This window comes from Helicobacter sp. MIT 00-7814 (genome assembly GCF_003364115.1).
Classification (GTDB): Bacteria; Campylobacterota; Campylobacteria; order Campylobacterales; family Helicobacteraceae; genus Helicobacter_F.
The window spans coordinates 1-16,985 of record NZ_NXLL01000010.1; the positions used below are offsets into that span (position 1 = coordinate 1).

Sequence of the window (16,985 nt, forward strand, 5' to 3'; positions counted from 1 at the left end):
AGTGGGTATCAATGAAGTTAAAATATTTGGGAAAAAAGGAAGCCAAATGAATTTGGGAAACGCAATATTACAAATGGAAGGCTTAAAGTTGGCTTATAGGAAAGGGGGATTTTGGGACTTTTTCAAGATTCTAAACAAAATCCCAAAAATTTCATTATTCAACCGTCACAGACTTTGCTAGATTCCTCGGCATATCTACATCATTACCAAGTTTGACAGAAATTTCCAACGCCAAAAGCTGTAGCACCACCATCATCGCATAAAATTCCTCCATATAATGCGCGGTGTGCGGGATATAAATCATATCATCAGCGCCCTCCACCTCATCAGCACAAATCGCACAAATCGTGCTATCACGCGCGCCTAGCTCCTCGACATTGCTTTTAATCTTTTCAAACAACATATGCTTTGGCATAAGCGCTAGGCAAAAAAGTTCAGAATCTGCAAGCGCAATCGGTCCATGCTTCATCTCTCCGCTCGGATAGCCTTCCGCGTGCAAATAGCTAATCTCTTTAAGCTTGAGCGCGCCTTCAAGTGCGAGCGGATAAAACACATCGCGCCCGATAAAGAAAAATCCATGCCCGTGCAAATAACGCTTTGACAAGCGCTTTAGCCTATCGTGCAGTTTAGAATCCACCTTTGTGAGCTTGCTAGCTTTTAGCATTGTTTGCGCGTAAGTTTTAAACGCCTCTTTTTTTATCACTCCACGCACAAATCCCACATACACGCTAAGAATCCACAACGCCATAACCTGCGTAGCAAAGGCTTTTGTGCTTGCTACACCTTTTTCAATCCCTGCGCGCGTGAGAACACACCTATCAGATTCTCGCACAATCGAGCTATTATCCACATTGCAAATTGCCAAACTCTTTAGCCCATGCTTTTTTGCAAGCTTGAGCGCTTCGAGCGTATCGGCAGTTTCACCACTTTGCGAGACACATACAAAAAGCTCATTTTTACGCATCACAGGCTCTGCGTAGCGATATTCACTTGCAAATACCACATTACATTTAATCTTTGATTCTCGCTCAAGCAAATATTTCGCACTCAATCCCGCATGATAGCTCGTCCCACACGCACAAATCGTAATCTCATCAATGCCTTCAAAAAATTCTTTCTCCACCTCTTCAAATCCAATAAACTCATCACTCACGCGCCCCATCATCGTTTCAAGCAAAACTTTGTGTTGCTCATAAATTTCTTTCTCCATAAAGAATCTAAAGCCATCTTTTTGCGCGTATGACTTCGTCGCATTGAGCGCGACAATGCCTTGAAGATTCTCAAATCCATCACTATCAATAGAGCCAACCGCACCATCTTCCAAATAGCACACTCTTTGCGCAAGCCCAATAAGTGGCGCATCAGAGCTTGAAAAATAAATCCCCTCATTTGCACCCTCGCCCTTGCCAATGATGAGTGGCGAGCCTTTTTTAGCATAAAAGACAGAATCTGGCGCTGCTTTTGTGATAAGCAAAATCGCATACGCCCCACTTAGGCGTGCGATAGTCTTTTTAAAGGCTTGCATGGGCGTTTTATGCGCTTTTAGATTCTCCTCAAAAAGATGGACGATGACTTCAGTATCTGTTTGACTTACAAATTTATGCCCGCTAGATTCAAGCTCCTGCTTGATTTGCATATAATTTTCGATGATTCCATTATGCACCACGCTACTAAATTCCGCAAAATGCGGGTGTGCGTTAGATTCACTAGGTTTGCCATGTGTCGCCCAGCGCGTATGCCCTATGCCTATGCCAAAACCAGCAGAGCTAAAATCCTTGCATTTATTTTCTAAATTGACAATTTTCCCCACAGCCTTAAAATTATGTATCTCATTTTGTACCAAAACAGCTAGCCCCGCGCTATCATAGCCCCTATATTCAAGCTCTTTTAAGCCATTTAGAATAATTTGTTTTTTTTCATTATTGCCTATGTAGCCGATGATTCCGCACATTTTTAACTCCTAATTCCTAAAAATATTAAAGATTCTCTACTGCATTTTAAAATCAAGAATCTAGCATTTTACGCAAATTTTTCAACATAAAATTTGTTATCTTACAATATAATGACAAAATTTCTCTTTAAACGCTAGCCACATGGCAAATCCCCAAAATATTTTTATACTTTAAGAGGTCGTATGCGCGCAGGTTTCTTTCTTTTATTATTATGTTTTAGCCTTTTGCAAGCTCAAGCAAAAGATAAAGACGCAGATTCTGAAAATCCTTTAGAATCTCCACCACTAGCGAAGCAAATCGAATTTGGCAATGAGATCCCAGAAACCTTTTTAGGGCGCTTATATTTGCAAAATCCAATCTACGCCTTGCCTTATTATTACAGCTTTAGCAAGCCCTATGATAGCAACATCGCAAATGAAGTGAAATATCAATTTAGCTTTAGAATCCCCATTGTCAATCTTAATAAAAAATATTTCATCTTTTTTGCCTACACGCAAACTTCATTTTTTCAGCTTTATAATAAAGCGGATTCTCGCCCATTTAGGGATATTGACTACTCGCCAGAACTCTATTGGGCGTATGAAAATGCTTCCAAAACTCTGCGCCATATCCGCATCGGTTTCAAACACACTTCAAATGGCGAGCGTGCTTTGCGCTCACGCACGCAAAATCAGATTCTAGGCAGCCTAAAATTACAGCATAACTTTAGCGAGCGCGCAAAAGTCGGCGCAGTGCTAAATGCGTGGATTTGGACGGGCTTACATTATGATGGCTTTTTGCATGATAATCCCGACCTAGTGCGCTATCGTGGCTATGCAGACATTTTGCTGTATGCAAATTATGGCGATCATTTGCTTGAAGCCTATCTTACGCCTATTGTGGCAGATTATAGCTTTTATAAGCCACGCTTTGTGTTAGGCTACACCTACCGCCTCACGCACAATATTGGGCTTTATGTGCAATACACAAACGGCTATGGCGACAATATCTATGAATACAATATCCACTCAAATCGCGCAGGACTCGGTGTGCGCCTGTGGCAGAATCTTTAATTCCTTTTGTTGTATCACCTTCGCGGAAGTGAATTCCGCTCGGCTCCGCTTACGCGCACATATTCCACCCTTTCTAATTAATTAGGCTCTTAAGATTCTGCCACCTTGCTTTGTGGTTATTGTCGCGTATTGTATTTTGTCATTGCGAGTGAGTGAAACGAATGAAGCAATCCATTGAAAATCTAGGATTCTGCCATGCTAGCTAGAATCTTAGATTTTTAGATTCCCTAAAAACGCACATTTGCGCGCTATTTTTTAGCAAAGATTGCAAATTTTGCCCTTACTTAATCAAAGATTAGCTAAAATCCCAAACTATATTTTCACAAAGGGTTTAAAAAAATGAAAACAGCTTTTTTGTCTTTTTTGCTTTGCGGGGCGTTTTGCTATGCTGAGATTATCGCGGGTGTGGCAATACGCGTAAATAGCCACGCCATCACGCTAAATGAAATCAAATCCGTGCAAAAAGAGTTTAAAATCACCAAAGAGCAGGCTATTGATATGCTTATTAATGAGCGTTTGAAAGATGATGAGATTGAGCGTTTTAAAATCAGCGTTGATGAATTTAAAATCGATGATGAAATCACAAGAATCGCCCAAAGTAGCGGTATGAGCAAAAGTGAGCTTATCTCACAAATCGCAAAAAGGGGCTTAAGCTACCAAAACTATCGCGCAGAAATCAAAAAACAAATCCAAACGCGCGAGCTTATGCAAAAGATTCTCTCATCAAATGTAAGCATCACCGATGAAAACGAGCTTTTCGCCTATTACACAAAGCACAAAAAAGAATTTGAGATTCCTACAAGTGTGAGCGTAATGCGCTATAGCGCAAAAAGTGATACGCTTTTGCAAAAGGCACAAGCAGCGCCAAATAAATCCATCGATGGCGTGGAAAAAATGCAAGAAGAAATCGCCCTAGATGCGCTAAGCCCACAAATCAAGCAAGTTTTTGTCACCACGCCAAAGGGTGAATTTACGCCTGTGCTTAATTCTGGCGACTTGCTCATAAGCTTTCTTATTTTGCAAAAAAATGGCAATACGCTTTTAAGCTTTGAGCAAGCAAAAGCGTTTATAAACTCTAAATTGCTCGCACAAAAAGAGCAAGATATTATCAAAGAGCATTTTGACAAAATGCGCGCAAGTGCAAAAATCGTGTATATACGAGAATAGGCTAAAAAATGGTGTGGTATAAAGACCCGCTTTTTGGCGTTGTCATACTTTTTGTGATTATCGCTAGTGTGGGGATTTTGGACTTTTTGCGTAATAAAATGCGCGAAAAAAAGCGCCTTGGTGCGATTGAGAATCTCAAAAAATCTTATGATTATTTAGGCGTCAAAGATGGGGTGGAAGAGTTTTTAAAGCTAAGCACAAATCCTATCCCAACGCTTGAATTTATCGCGCAAGCCTATATCCAAAGTGGCAATATACAAGAAGCGATTAAAATTTATGGAAGCATTGTTGATAATTTAGAAGATTCTCAAGAAAAGGCGCGGATTCTCTATGCGCTGGGAATCGCGTATTTTCAAGCGGGATTCTTACAAAGGGCAAAAAATATCTTTTTAGAAATCATCAAAAACTACCCGCGCAATAGAGAAGTTTTAAGCTATTTATTAAAAACTTATGAAAATCTCGGACTCTACAAAGACGCGCTTGATACGCTTGGTTGCATTGAAGAGATTTGCAATCAAAGTCAAATCCGCGATGAGAAATATCTACAAGAAATTGCAAAAAATTACGCCTATTTGCAAGCGCTTAATACCTTCTATGACGCCACACTTGGCTATGAAGCAAAGATTGCAAAGCTAAAAAATATCTACTCCAACCACCCGCAACTTCAAAAGCTCATACTAGGATTCTATAAAGAAATAAACCTTCCACTATTTTGGCAAGAGGTTTTAAATCACAAAGAGGCTTCAAACACGCAAAATATCGAAAATCTCCTTGATATTTTTTGGAAATGCACCAAAGAAGAAGTCCCGCTAAGCCTCCTTAAAAATCCAAAAATCTTAGAAATTTATCGCGCCAAAGGTTATATTGAATCTAGCGCGCCATGCGAAAAATTTGAGCTAGAAAGCATTAGAATCTTGCGCGAGTTTTCAGCCTTTAGGGCGGATTTAAGCTTTGAATATCGTTGTAGTGAATGCAAAAGCATTTTCCCATTTGAAAGCAATCGCTGTCCTAAATGTAACGCCTTGCTTTGCTTTGAGCTTATCTGCAAAGTCATCGAGCAAAAAGATGAAATCAGTCACTCTTTATTGTGATGGCTCCGCACTTGGGAATCCGGGTGCTGGCGGCTGGTGCGGGATCTTAGAATACAAAGGCACAAAAAAAGTGTTAAGCGGTGGCGAAGCACACACGACAAACAATAGAATGGAACTTTTAGCCGTCATACAATCCCTAAAAGCACTCAAAGAACCTTGCAAAATAGAGCTTTACAGCGACTCAAAATATGTGTGCGAAGGGATTAACACTTGGTTGAAAAATTGGGTGGCAAAAGACTTCGCAAAGGTTAAGAATCCCGATTTGTGGCGCGAGTATTTAAAGGTAAGCAAAGGGCATTTTGTAAGCGCGCATTGGATCAAAGGGCATGCGGGAATCCCGCTTAATGAAGAATGCGATTCCATCGCAAAAGCTCAAGCGCAAAAGTTTCTCTCCTAATGCAAGTTTTATCCATAAATCCCCGCTTTTTGCTAAGCGCGCAAAATATCGCACAAGCCCCAAGCCCCTTGCATTCTGAAATCGCCTTTTTAGGGCGCAGCAATGTTGGAAAATCTAGCTTTCTTAATCTCCTCTTAGGCGCAAATCTTGCCAAAAGCTCAAGCACACCGGGCAAAACACAACTTATCAACTTTTTTTCCACGCGCTGGGAAATACGAGAATCTAATAAAAACACGCAAGGCATAAATCCCACTCAAAGCGTAGATTCTAAAGATTCTCAAAACGCGCAAGACACGCATTCTGCACAAGAGCTTGTTTTTATCGATTTGCCCGGATTTGGCTATGCAAAGGTGAGCAAAAGCCTGCAGGAAAAATGGCAAAGGGATTTGGTAGAATTTTTGCAAAAGCGCAGCAGCATTAAACTTTTTGTCTTTTTGCGCGATAGCAGGCATGCGGATTTGGCTCAAGATGACGCGGTGCTAGAGTTTTTGCAAAGCATAAAAAGGGGCGATCAAGAGATTCTAAGCATTTTTACAAAAGCTGATAAGCTCAACCAAAGCGCGCTAAATACGCTCAAATCACAAGGCGCGATACTCTCTAGCATTAACCCATCTAAAAAAATCCAGCATAAAATTTCTAGCGTTTCTGCGTTGCGGTTTATGATTTTTCAAAAAGTTTTGGGCAAAATGTCGCCCTCAAACCAACAACAGCAACAAGAGGAAAATAATGTATAGCATCCAAAAGCCAACGCTTAGCGATATCGAGGAAATGCGCGCGCTTGTGAGCGTGGAAGTGGAGCGCGGGGTGATTTTAGAGCGCAGTATTGATGAGATGGCAAATGCTATCCGCTCCTATCATGTCGCGCGTGAAAATCCAAGCAAAGAAAATGAGAAAGGCAAAATCATTGGATTCTGCGCACTGTATGTGTATTCTAGCACTTTGGGGGAATTGCGCTCTTTAATCGTAGATGAAAAGTATCGAAACAAAGGCATCGCAAGCGCGCTTATAGAATCTGTCAAAAAAGAAGCCAAAGAGCTGGGTTTAAGCGAAATATTAGTGCTAACTTATAGAGAAAAATTATTTCAAAAGCTTGGTTTTGCTATAATCGACAAAGCACTTTTACCAAATCATAAAATATGGGCGGATTGTATCAAATGCAAACATTTTCCAATATGCGACGAGGTGGCTCTTATAGCCAAAGTTTAAAAAATATCGCGCTTTTTATTGCTCTCTTTGTGTATGAGAGTTTGGCTGGGTTGTTAAGCTTTTTGCCGCCATTGCTCGGGGTTTTTTTCTTGCTTTTGGTGCATTATGACAAAGAGGATAATTTCTGGCGTTTTTGCATTATCCTAAGTATGCTTTTTGTGGTGGAGATTTTCAATGATATGCCGCTTGGAATCTTGCTTGTGCTGTTTTTGGTATTGCGCTATATGGCGTTTTTGTATGTAGATACTTTGAATGCAAAGCGCTTTTTGGCGGTTTTGCAAATCGCGCTTGTGTATTTTGGGCTGTATCTTGTGCTTGTTGCGTTTAAATCCTTTGGGAATCTCTACCTTGATATAAATCCACTTATTCTTGTGTATTATTTCGTGGTTGAAACGATTGTAGCGAGTTTTTATGAGTATTCGATTTAGGATAATGGTTGCGCTTTTTGCGCTTGTGTGGCTCACTATCATTGTGCGCCTTTATATTGTGACAATTATAAACCATGATTATTATGAAAAATACGCGCAAAAAAATGCCACCAAAATTGATACGCTCACGCCCATTCGCGGGGAGATTTTAGATAGAAACAACGAGCCACTTGCCACAAATGAGCTAGGATTTTCCCTCTCTCTTGCCCCGCGCTTAAAAGATTCTGTTTTAGAATCTCAAATCGAGCTTATCACAAGCTATTTTCCCTTTTTAGATTCTCAAAAATTGCTCAAAACCTACACGCACGCCAACACCTCTTACAATCACTCACAAATTATGGTTGTGGATTTTCTCACTTATATGCAAATCGCGCATACTTACACTTATCTCAAGCAAAGCCCTTATATTAGCATAGCACCCGCGCAAAAGCGCTTTTATCCTAACCTCTCTTCTGCTTCACATATCATCGGCTATGTCTCAAAAGCAAATCAAAAAGATATAGAGAAAAATCCCCTTTCGCTTTTCACAAGAAGTATCGGAAAAGTCGGCATAGAAGCGCAATATAATGAGTTTTTGCAAGGTGAGGCAAGCTATCGAGTAAGCCAAATAAACTCCTTGCACAAAGAAATCCGCCTTTTAGAAGAAGGCGCGCCGCTAAAGCAAAATAACCTCAACCTTAGCATTGACTTGCATTTGCAGGAATTGCTAGATTCTGAATTTGAAAATAAAGAAGGCGCTGTGGTGGTGATGGATGTGGAAAATGGCGAGATTCTCGCGGCGGGAAGCTACCCAGAATACAATCTTAATGACTTTGTCGATGGCATCAGTATCCCCGCATGGAAAGAATTACTTGAAAATCCCCATCTCCCACTTGTGAATAAATTTACCTCCGGGCAATATCCGCCGGGCTCGGTTATTAAAATGGCTATGGGGCTAAGCTTTTTAGAATACGCGGATATTACAGAAAATACGGTTATTGAGACGCCTTGTTTTATTGAGCTTGGCGGGCGGAAATATAGAGATTGGAAATGCGGGCATAATAGCGCGGATTTGCTTAAAGCCATCCGCTCATCCGTTGATGTGTATTTTTACAAGCTCTCTTTAAAAGCTGGGATTAATAACATCGCAAGCATTTTGCACCAAATGGGCTTTGGGGAAAAAAGCGGGATTGACCTTCCTAGTGAATCTCGCGGCGTCGTGCCTACGCCTGAATGGAAGCTTAAGGTAAAGGGGGAAAATTGGGTTGGTGGTGACTTGATTAACACCTCTATCGGGCAGGGATATTTTCTCGCCACGCCCATACAAGTGGCACGCTACACCGCACTTATCGCCACAGGCAAGCTTGTAACGCCACATTTTGCGAAGGCTTTCAATGGCGAAGCGAAGGAATATGAGATACAAGAAGTGCTAAACGAGCATGAGTTGCAAAAACTTTGGGTGCTAAGAAAAGGCATGTATCAAGTGTGCAATTCCCCAGATGGTGGCACGGCATATTGGCGCACGCGGGGCGCTAAAGCTAGCATCGCATGCAAAACAGGCACCGCGCAAGTCACGGGAATCCCGCAAGACATCAAAGTGCGATTAAAAGAATCTGAAATGGATTATTTCTCGCGCTCGCATGCGTGGATCACTGCCTTTGTGCCTTATCAAAAGCCAAAATATGCTATAACCATTTTGCTAGAACATGGCGGGGGCGGGGGCAATGGCGGACCGATTTTGGTAAGCATTGTAAATAAACTCGGTGATTTAGGCTACATAAAATAAGGGAGATTCTATGCATGTAATCGATAATAAAAATATCCTTATCACCGGCGGGACAGGGAGCTTTGGCAAAAAGTTTATCCAAACGATTTTAGAGAAGCACAATCCCAAAAAAGTAGTCGTTTATAGTCGCGATGAGCTCAAACAATACGAAATGGCGCAAAGCTTCACTGATAAGCGTATGCGCTTTTTTATCGGAGATGTGCGCGATGCTAAAAGGCTAGAAGTAGCGCTCAATGGCATTGATATCTGTATCCACGCTGCCGCGCTCAAACATGTGCCGATCGCAGAATACAACCCGATGGAATGTATCAAAACAAATATCGATGGCGCGAGCAATGTCATCAACGCCGCGCTAAAAAACAATGTGCGCTTTATCATCGCGCTTAGCACGGACAAAGCCGCAAATCCAATCAACCTCTATGGTGCGACAAAGCTTTGCTCTGACAAGCAATTTATCGCGGCAAACAATATCAAAGGCGCGCAGGATTGTAAATTTAGTGTGGTGCGCTATGGGAATGTGCTAGGCTCGAGGGGCTCTGTCATTCCATTTTTTAAAAAGCTCGTAGAATCTGGCGCAGATGAACTTCCAATAACTGATGAAAAAATGAGTAGGTTTTTTATCACGCTCGATTCTGGTGTGGAATTTGTGCTGGATTCACTGGAGAGAATGCATGGTGGGGAAATCTTTGTGCCAAAAATCCCAAGTATGTATATCAAGGACTTAGCCCATGCCATCGCGCCAAATGCGAGGCTTAAAACCATCGGAATCCGCCCGGGAGAAAAGCTGCATGAAGTGATGATTCCAAAAGATGATTCTAGGCTGTGCGTGGAGTTTGAAAGCTTTTACACACTTATGCCAACAATCAATTTTCAAACGCCAATTGATTATACACTTACCCGCAATAACTTACGCGGGAATCTCGTAGGTGAAGAGTTTGAATACGCAAGCAACACAAATAGTCAATGGCTAGATTCTGCGCAATTGCAGGAGTTTTTGAAAAATTTGTAATTTTATTTTTAGCTTTTCTAGCTATCAAAACTTCGTAGATTCTCTTGCCTGCAAGCGTGCATTAGACGCAAAACCCTACCATTAAACGCATAATCGCAAAACCTTACTTCATCGCCTTTTCGTGTGATCGTCTAAAAACGCTGTTAATGTTTTCCTCTACCCATTTTGCGCTCATCCATTCATTCAAACTCACAGGATAGCCCTGCACCAAGATTTCTAAATGCAAATGATCGCCAAACGCCCAGCCACTCTCGCCTGTGTAGCCTAGCAAAGTTTCTGGCGCAATGGTATCGCCAACCTTCACTAGAGAATCTGAAAGATGCGCATACAACGATGAAAGCCCAAATCCATGATACACCATTATCGTATTTCCATGCAGTCCCAAATACCGCCTTAGCGTAACCACGCCATCATTGCTTGATGAAATCGGCGCATTTCTCACACTCGCCAAATCAAGCCCCATGTGATAAGTGATACTCACCATATCCTTATCGAGGTAATAACTGCGCTCATCGCCAAAAAATCCCACTGCCTGTGCATTTTTCAGCGGATAAAATGGCACAAATTCCTCGATATAGCTTTTGTCTGTGGCGATATATTTTGACGCTTCGATGATTTTTTCCTCATCTTCGTTGCGCATAGTTTCATTGATGAACAAAAAGCGCTCTTTATCATCTTTGAAATCCTCAAAATTAACCGAGCCAATTTGCTCTATGAGCGTTGGAAGTTTGGATTCTAAAAAATTTTCTTTTAGCCTTATATTTGATTTTCGCAAAGGCGCGGAAAGGTTTTTAGCGATAGGAATGGGGATTTTAGTGACATTATGCGCCTTGTCTGTGATGGTGATACTGCCTTCAAAAAAGGTGTTTTTCAAAGGCCACGCGATGATAGAGGCAAAAAGCTGTGTATTTGGCGGAAGTGTGAGAGAATCTAGCGCTTTTGGCTCGTATTTAAAGGCTTCAAATTCATTCTTGCCATTGCTTAAAACTATAGAATCTAGCGCGATATCTTCAACCTTAAACACCACAAGCGCGCTTCCTGAACGCGAGATTTTAGGAGAATGCGCGAGAATCTCAACGCGCGGCGCAATCATATCAATGGTAAGAAACATATCAAGCGTTACGCTATTGCCCATAAAAAAGTTTGCATTACTCCAATCGCGCACCTTAATTTTATACTGCAAAATTGTGCCGTTTTTTAGCTCGGTAGGCGGTTTTGGCAAAGAGATAGAGAGATGTTTTGGCTTCCCTAGCACCACTTCTTTTTTCTGAAAAAGACTTTGAGAATCTAGCAAAATTTCAATCTCATAGCCTCTCAAACCGCTTTCATTGCTAAAATCAACCACCAAATCATCTTTTAGATTCCAATGCGTTGGGAGATTGAGCGAGTAAGTGGGCTTAGTTTGCTCGCATAAAAGCACATTTAGCCCAAAGCCCACGCCCAACAAAATAAGCAACGCAACCACAATTCCAACAATTCTCATAATTCCACTAAGCCCCCATTTTGCAAAAAAGCGCATTATAGCAACGCTCATATAAAGCTTTTATTAAGCCTAGATTCTAAGTTTTTATGCTAGCATTGCGGGCATTTTACTCTAAAGTTGCGAGGTAGCACAAACGAATGAAAAAGATTTTGCAAGGTATTTTTTTGCTGGTATTTTTAAGTCAAAGTGCCTTTGGCGCGGTGGTAGAAAGTGCTGTATGGGAAAATGGCAACACGCTTTTTGGCTTTTTCCAAAAATACAATATTCCAACAAGCGTATATTATGACTTAAACCCAGAAGATAGGGAATTAACAAGCGAAATTTATGCTGGCGTGCGCTACTTTACCGCGCTAGATTCTGAAAATAACCTTGTGCAAGCGCTAATCCCCATAGGTGACGGTATGCAAATCCACATTTCACGCCACAATGGAAGCTATAAAATCGACTTCACGCCCATCGCGTATTTTGAGACAAAACAGCAAATCGTGCTTTCAATCCAAAAATCCGCCTACCAAGACTTAATGGAGCTCACAGATGATAAGGGCTTAGTAAATGAGTTTTTAAGCGCGTATAAAAATAGCGTGAATTTTAGTCGCAATGTATTGAAAGGCGATAGACTAGCCCTTGTATATGAGCGCAAATACCGCCTTGGGAATCCGCTAGGCAACGCGCGCATAAAAGCTGCGATGATAGAGACAAATAAAAAGCCAAACTATCTTTTTTCTTTCAACAATGGGCGCTACTATGATATACAAGGCAAGGAAATTGAGGGCTTTTTGCTTTACACGCCAATTAAAACTGCGCGCATTAGCTCGAGATTTTCGCTAGGTAGAAAACACCCGATTTTAGGCTTTGTGCGCCCGCATTATGGAGTGGATTACGCCGCACCCAAAGGAAGCACGGTGCTATCAGCAGGAAATGGCGTGATAAACTTTGTGGGCAAAAAAGGTGGCTATGGCAATGTGATAGAAATCCGCCACGAAAATGGTTTGAAAACAATCTATGCGCATTTAGATTCCTTTGCGCCCGGAATGAAAACTGGTAAAAGTGTCAAAAAAGGGCAATATATCGCAAAAGTTGGCTCTACAGGACTTAGCACAGGACCGCATTTGCATTTTGGTGTGTATAAAAATAATCGCCCGATAAATCCTTTGGGCAATATCAAAACGCAGGTAAAAGAACTTCTCAACAAAGAAAAAGAAGAGTTTTTAGCGCTTGCAAATGCTTATAAAGGCGAGCTTGATACCATCATCGCACAAGCAGATACCGAGCAAAAACAAGCGCTCATCGTGCGCCTAAGCCCAAATGATGATTTCAAAAAAGAAATACAAAAAGATTAGTCCAAAAATCATCATAACATTATAGAATCTCCCAATTATGAATACAAAAAACAACCCCACTTCTGCCAATCTCGCCTCCCTTTTGGCAAGCGCTAAGCAAAGCGCGATTTCAGATATTACGCTTGCGCCTTGCGTAGATTCTCCATACATTAAGCCCCAAAGAATGCACTATGTCGAAAATGGCTTCAAAAAAACATGGGATTTTATCCAAAGTCATGACAGCGTGGCGATTATCCTGCATAATGTGGATAATGACAGCTTTATTGTCGTGCGACAATTCCGCCCAGCGGTGTTTATACGCGAGCAAGAGCGCAAAGAAAAATCTAAAGAAAATCAAATTTCACAAAATCAAGCCCCGCAAGAAAATACAGATGAAAAAAGCGTGGGCTATGTGTATGAGCTATGCGCTGGGCTTGTTGATAAAGAAGGCAAAAGTATAGAGCAAATCGCTGCTGAAGAGGTGCTTGAAGAATGCGGGTATAAAGTGGATTCTAGCGCGCTTGTGGAAGTGGCGACTTTCCGCACTTCCGTTGGCTCAAGTGGAGCGCAGCAATATCTATTTTATGCGCGTGTGGGACAAAAGGATAAAGTTTGCGCTGGTGGTGGCATCGATGGCGAAGTGATTGAATGCTTTGAGATTGCAAGAGGGGATTTAGAGGCGTTTTTGCAAGATTCTCGCTTTGTCAAAACGCCCGGACTTGGCTTTGGGATTCTGTGGTTTTTGCAACATACAAAGCAAATAAAATTTATTATTTAAAGGACACATCAATGAAAGCTTTTATTTTTTTGACACTTTGTTTGGGGTTATTGAGCGGTTTTGATATTAACGCTGTGCGCGAAAATATAGAATCTATCGAAAAAGACAAACTCACTTTTCCCGCGCATGATTTGAAACTCGGCGAAAGTGGCGTGGTGCTAACTAAAAATCAATCAAATGAAGTCATCATCGCGCAAACTCATATCATAGAAATAGCCGATGGCAAGGCAACAGCGACATTTAAGCCATTTGAGCTTTTAGAACAGAAGTTTTTGCCAACGCCAATTAATGAGCCAAAAGTGGGCGATGAAGTGCTTTTCCGCAGTTTTTATAACCGCGCCATCGCCATTGCACCAAACCAAGAGACTTATCAATACATCATCAAAAGCAATCCAAATATACAATTTATGCATATTGATCTTTTTGCCGCGTTTTTACAGCAAGAAAACACCAACGATCCGCAGAAAAAAGAATTTCAAAAATTCTGCCCCAAATACAGCATAGGGCTTTTATTCATCGCGGATTCTCAAAATATAAAGGTTTTTGATTGTCAAAGTTTCGCGGTGTTTGGCACGCAGGAATTTCAAGATTCTAGCATTTTACACACAGAAGTAATAACGCCTTTTTTCTCTCGCATTACTGCGCCAAATAAGCGCTTAGGCTCGCGCTTTAAGTCAAATAATTCAAAAGATTACTTCCCTTATTACGACAAGCTTACACAAACACACGCGCACTAATCCCTGCGCCCAAAGGCTAGCTCATGGCTGATGATGAAAAAACCCTCGCCCCCTCCCAGCACAAAATCTCCAAAGCGCGCGAGGAAGGCAATGTAAGCAAGAGCGTTGAACTTGTGGGATTTTTTGTCATGCTTTGTGGCTTGGCGCTTATTTTTTTTATGATTCCTTTTTGGGTGAGCGGGTGCGAAAATGTATTCCGCCATATTGCGAGTTTTTTTGTAGTTGAGGAATTCGACAAACAAGAGCTTTTAAAGCTTTTTTTAGAGTTGCTGCTTGAAGTATTTAAAATGGTCGCGCCCGTGTTTATCGGGCTAATGATTATTGGCGTAGTGGCAAATGTCGGGCAGTTTGGCTTATTGCTTGCGCCAAAAGCTGTGCGCCCAAAGCTTTCAAAGATTAACCCCGTAACTGGTATTAAAAATGTCTTTAGCCTAAAAAAGCTCCTTGATGGCTTTATGATTACGCTCAAGGTTAGCATTGCGTTTATCGTGGGCTTTGTGGTGTTTATTAGCTTTTTTGGTGAGTTGCCTACAATCTCGCGTTTGAGCCTGTATCAGCAGGTTTTGTGGTTTAGAGAAAAGGCGCTCATTTTGATTGGAATCTTGCTTATCTTATTTTTTGCAATGGCGGTGGCGGATTTTATGATTAAGCGCTATCAGTATATAAAAAGCCTGCGTATGAGCGTTAAAGAGCTTAAAGATGAAACCAAACTCCATGAAGGGAATCCAGAAATCAAAGCGCGTGTGCGCCAAATGCAACAAAAAATCGCGCGCTCAAATATGATGCGAGAAGTGCCAAACGCATCAGTTGTCATCACAAACCCCACGCATTACGCTGTGGCGGTGCGCTATAGCGATGAGGAATTAGACAAAGGCACGCCACCGCTTATCGTGGCAAAGGGCATTGATGAGCTTGCTATACGCATCAAAGCCATCGCGCGCGAACATAATGTGCGCATTATTGAAAATCCGCCCCTTGCGAGGCAACTTTACGCGCTTGCAGAAGTTGGCACATATATCCCAGAAGATCTCTTTATAGCCGTTTCTAAGGTATTGCAACAAGTGGCACATTTGGATTCTCTCCAAGGCAAAGAAACGCTTGCAAAAACCTTGCGTAAAATTGACACAAGAGCCAGAACTGCAAATAGATAATCATTCTTATAAATAAGGTTTTATTAAGAATACTTCAGCTACACTTTCACCTGCTTTCAAAAAAAAAAAAAATGACAAACAGGAGTCAAAATGTTTCATAAATTACCTCTTTACCTTTCAATATCCGCACTTTTAGCTTTCTCAAATGCGCTCGCGCAAGAAGAAAGCTCGCAATCGCAAACAGCGCCAGATTCTCAAATTTCCCAACATTTGCACCATCATCACCACCATAATGATGGCACGCAAAGTTTGCATGATTTTGAAGCCTCTGTGGGAATCTTTGGCAAAACTAGCGCACTTAGCTCAAAAAGAGAAAACGCAAGGCGCGATAATTACTCAATGCTCTATGCAAAAATGCTCTTAGAAGCAAGTATGTTTCCTAATCTCTACGCAGGACTTGGTGCGCAGGCGTTTGCACCATTTCAGATGGATACAGCTTTTGCAGGCACGACTTATGACTACCTCAGCGCAAAATTTGTCGCAAATCAAGCCTATTTGTCCTACAAAAATGAAGGGGGACGCCACAGCATTGGGCTAAAGCTTGGGCGTTTTGAAGATGAGTTTGATTGGGTGGGGCATTCTTTGCAGGGTGCGCACGCGTTTGCAAAGGCAAATGTTTTTGATAATGCCTTGCTTGGAATCTCAGCTCTCTGGGTAAATGAGCAAGCACATATCACAAGGGAATTTTCAAGCGATTTTAACTTTTATAAAGATCTCTATGACAGACAGAATCTCTACATGGGCGAAGTGGAGTTTATAAGCAATCACTTAAGCTTGAAGGGCTTTGGCTATGTGATGCCTGAATTTTTTAGCGTTTTTGGAGGCAAGGCAGAGCTAGAGTTTGGCTCTCGCTCGCGCTTTTTTGCAAAAACTATGCTGCATTATGCCTATTTAGATTCTCTTTTCAAGCAAGAAGCCCATGATCACGAGCATTCTCACAGCCATGATGGGCACACGCATGATATTGACACGCGCGGGGATACTTATCTTGTGTGGTTGGAGCAGACTTTTGCTTACAAAAATAAGCTAGAATTTGGCGCAGGATTCCAGCAAATTGGCACACATTTTTTTGAAATTGCAAATATGGGGACGACAATGCGTTTTGAAGCACATAATCACGCGCATAGTGGCTTTGGCGTCATCGCGCCGGGCGGTATGCATAGCGGAAGCCACACGACAAATATGTATGAAGCAAAGGCGCGCACATGGTATGCGTTTTTGGATTACAATATTAGCAACACTTCATTTGAAGTCCTCGCGCGCAATAGCGTGAGTGCGCAAAGAAGCCAAAATGCGCTAAGTTTGGGCGTGAAGCATAACTTTACGCAGCAGCTAGAAATTGGCGCGATAGGCGTATATATGCTTGAAAAGCACGAGGGCGAAAGCGCGCTTAATAAAAGCTTTGCCAAAGCCTATTTTCAAGTGCAACTCTAAAGGCAGATAAAAAATA

At 41.7% G+C, this 16,985-nt stretch carries 17 protein-coding genes; 15 read left to right on the plus strand and 2 right to left on the minus strand.

All coding sequences use genetic code 11. The annotated features are described in order from the left end of the window. The coding region (locus CQA49_RS10275) for a hypothetical protein (RefSeq protein ID WP_220271722.1) at nucleotides 1-181 on the plus strand (181 nt) is incomplete at its 5' end. Here the strand turns inward: CQA49_RS10275 and glmS are convergent. Continuing rightward, nucleotides 155-1,951 (minus strand): glutamine--fructose-6-phosphate transaminase (isomerizing), encoded by a 1,797-nt coding sequence (gene glmS, locus CQA49_RS04270; protein ID WP_115574736.1) that lies wholly within the window; start codon nucleotides 1,949-1,951, stop codon nucleotides 155-157. The two genes, CQA49_RS10275 and glmS, sit on opposite strands and share 27 nt — an antisense overlap. Before the next feature lie 183 nt (nucleotides 1,952-2,134). Here glmS and CQA49_RS04275 point away from each other — a divergent pair, with 183 nt between their 5' ends. The 9 genes from CQA49_RS04275 to pseB all read left to right on the plus strand — a co-directional run bounded on the left by CQA49_RS04275 (nucleotide 2,135) and on the right by pseB (nucleotide 10,067). Then, the gene (locus CQA49_RS04275; protein ID WP_115574737.1) at nucleotides 2,135-3,004 is read left to right on the plus strand and encodes a phospholipase A; all 870 of its coding nucleotides are present in this window, start codon (nucleotides 2,135-2,137) and stop codon (nucleotides 3,002-3,004) included. Between the two features lie 339 nt (nucleotides 3,005-3,343). Continuing rightward, nucleotides 3,344-4,171, plus strand: coding sequence for a SurA N-terminal domain-containing protein (locus CQA49_RS04280; protein WP_115574738.1), 828 nt, complete (start codon nucleotides 3,344-3,346; stop codon nucleotides 4,169-4,171). Nucleotides 4,172-4,179: 8 nt separating this feature from the next. Continuing rightward, on the plus strand, nucleotides 4,180-5,262 hold the full coding sequence (locus CQA49_RS04285; RefSeq protein WP_115574739.1) for a lipopolysaccharide assembly protein LapB: 1,083 nt from the start codon (nucleotides 4,180-4,182) through the stop codon (nucleotides 5,260-5,262). Next, nucleotides 5,237-5,659, plus strand: coding sequence for a ribonuclease HI (gene rnhA, locus CQA49_RS04290; protein ID WP_115574740.1), 423 nt, complete (start codon nucleotides 5,237-5,239; stop codon nucleotides 5,657-5,659). Before CQA49_RS04285 ends, rnhA begins: the two co-directional genes overlap by 26 nt. Then, nucleotides 5,659-6,393, plus strand: coding sequence for a GTP-binding protein (locus CQA49_RS04295; RefSeq protein WP_115574741.1), 735 nt, complete (start codon nucleotides 5,659-5,661; stop codon nucleotides 6,391-6,393). The genes rnhA and CQA49_RS04295 overlap by 1 nt, the downstream gene beginning before the upstream one ends. Further along, the gene (locus tag CQA49_RS04300; RefSeq protein ID WP_408938911.1) at nucleotides 6,383-6,865 is read left to right on the plus strand and encodes an N-acetyltransferase; all 483 of its coding nucleotides are present in this window, start codon (nucleotides 6,383-6,385) and stop codon (nucleotides 6,863-6,865) included. The genes CQA49_RS04295 and CQA49_RS04300 overlap by 11 nt, the downstream gene beginning before the upstream one ends. Then, complete coding sequence (locus CQA49_RS04305; protein ID WP_115737581.1) at nucleotides 6,814-7,293, plus strand: hypothetical protein; 480 nt, start codon at nucleotides 6,814-6,816, stop codon at nucleotides 7,291-7,293. The genes CQA49_RS04300 and CQA49_RS04305 overlap by 52 nt, the downstream gene beginning before the upstream one ends. Beyond that, nucleotides 7,277-9,058 (plus strand): penicillin-binding protein 2, encoded by a 1,782-nt coding sequence (mrdA, locus tag CQA49_RS04310; protein ID WP_115574744.1) that lies wholly within the window; start codon nucleotides 7,277-7,279, stop codon nucleotides 9,056-9,058. The genes CQA49_RS04305 and mrdA overlap by 17 nt, the downstream gene beginning before the upstream one ends. A gap of 10 nt (nucleotides 9,059-9,068) precedes the next feature. Further along, nucleotides 9,069-10,067, plus strand: a complete 999-nt coding sequence (pseB, locus tag CQA49_RS04315) for a UDP-N-acetylglucosamine 4,6-dehydratase (inverting) (protein WP_115574745.1) — start codon at nucleotides 9,069-9,071, stop codon at nucleotides 10,065-10,067. 103 nt (nucleotides 10,068-10,170) lie between these two features. Here pseB and CQA49_RS04320 read toward each other — a convergent pair whose 3' ends face one another. Further along, nucleotides 10,171-11,601, minus strand: coding sequence for a M23 family metallopeptidase (locus CQA49_RS04320; RefSeq protein ID WP_115574746.1), 1,431 nt, complete (start codon nucleotides 11,599-11,601; stop codon nucleotides 10,171-10,173). Nucleotides 11,602-11,687: 86 nt separating this feature from the next. Here CQA49_RS04320 and CQA49_RS04325 point away from each other — a divergent pair, with 86 nt between their 5' ends. The 5 genes from CQA49_RS04325 to CQA49_RS04345 all read left to right on the plus strand — a co-directional run bounded on the left by CQA49_RS04325 (nucleotide 11,688) and on the right by CQA49_RS04345 (nucleotide 16,969). Then, nucleotides 11,688-12,890, plus strand: coding sequence for a peptidoglycan DD-metalloendopeptidase family protein (locus CQA49_RS04325; protein WP_115574747.1), 1,203 nt, complete (start codon nucleotides 11,688-11,690; stop codon nucleotides 12,888-12,890). A gap of 37 nt (nucleotides 12,891-12,927) precedes the next feature. Further along, nucleotides 12,928-13,647 carry an NUDIX hydrolase gene (locus tag CQA49_RS04330; protein WP_115574748.1) on the plus strand — a complete coding sequence of 240 codons (720 nt, stop codon included), beginning with the start codon at nucleotides 12,928-12,930 and terminating at the stop codon, nucleotides 13,645-13,647. Between the two features lie 11 nt (nucleotides 13,648-13,658). Further along, complete coding sequence (locus CQA49_RS04335; RefSeq protein WP_115574749.1) at nucleotides 13,659-14,384, plus strand: plasminogen-binding N-terminal domain-containing protein; 726 nt, start codon at nucleotides 13,659-13,661, stop codon at nucleotides 14,382-14,384. Between the two features lie 23 nt (nucleotides 14,385-14,407). Beyond that, a complete protein-coding gene (flhB, locus tag CQA49_RS04340; protein WP_115574750.1) occupies nucleotides 14,408-15,535 on the plus strand; it encodes a flagellar biosynthesis protein FlhB in 1,128 nt (375 codons plus the stop codon). Between the two features lie 90 nt (nucleotides 15,536-15,625). Continuing rightward, the gene (locus CQA49_RS04345) at nucleotides 15,626-16,969 is read left to right on the plus strand and encodes an outer membrane family protein (protein WP_115574751.1); all 1,344 of its coding nucleotides are present in this window, start codon (nucleotides 15,626-15,628) and stop codon (nucleotides 16,967-16,969) included. Nucleotides 16,970-16,985 lie beyond the last annotated feature (16 nt).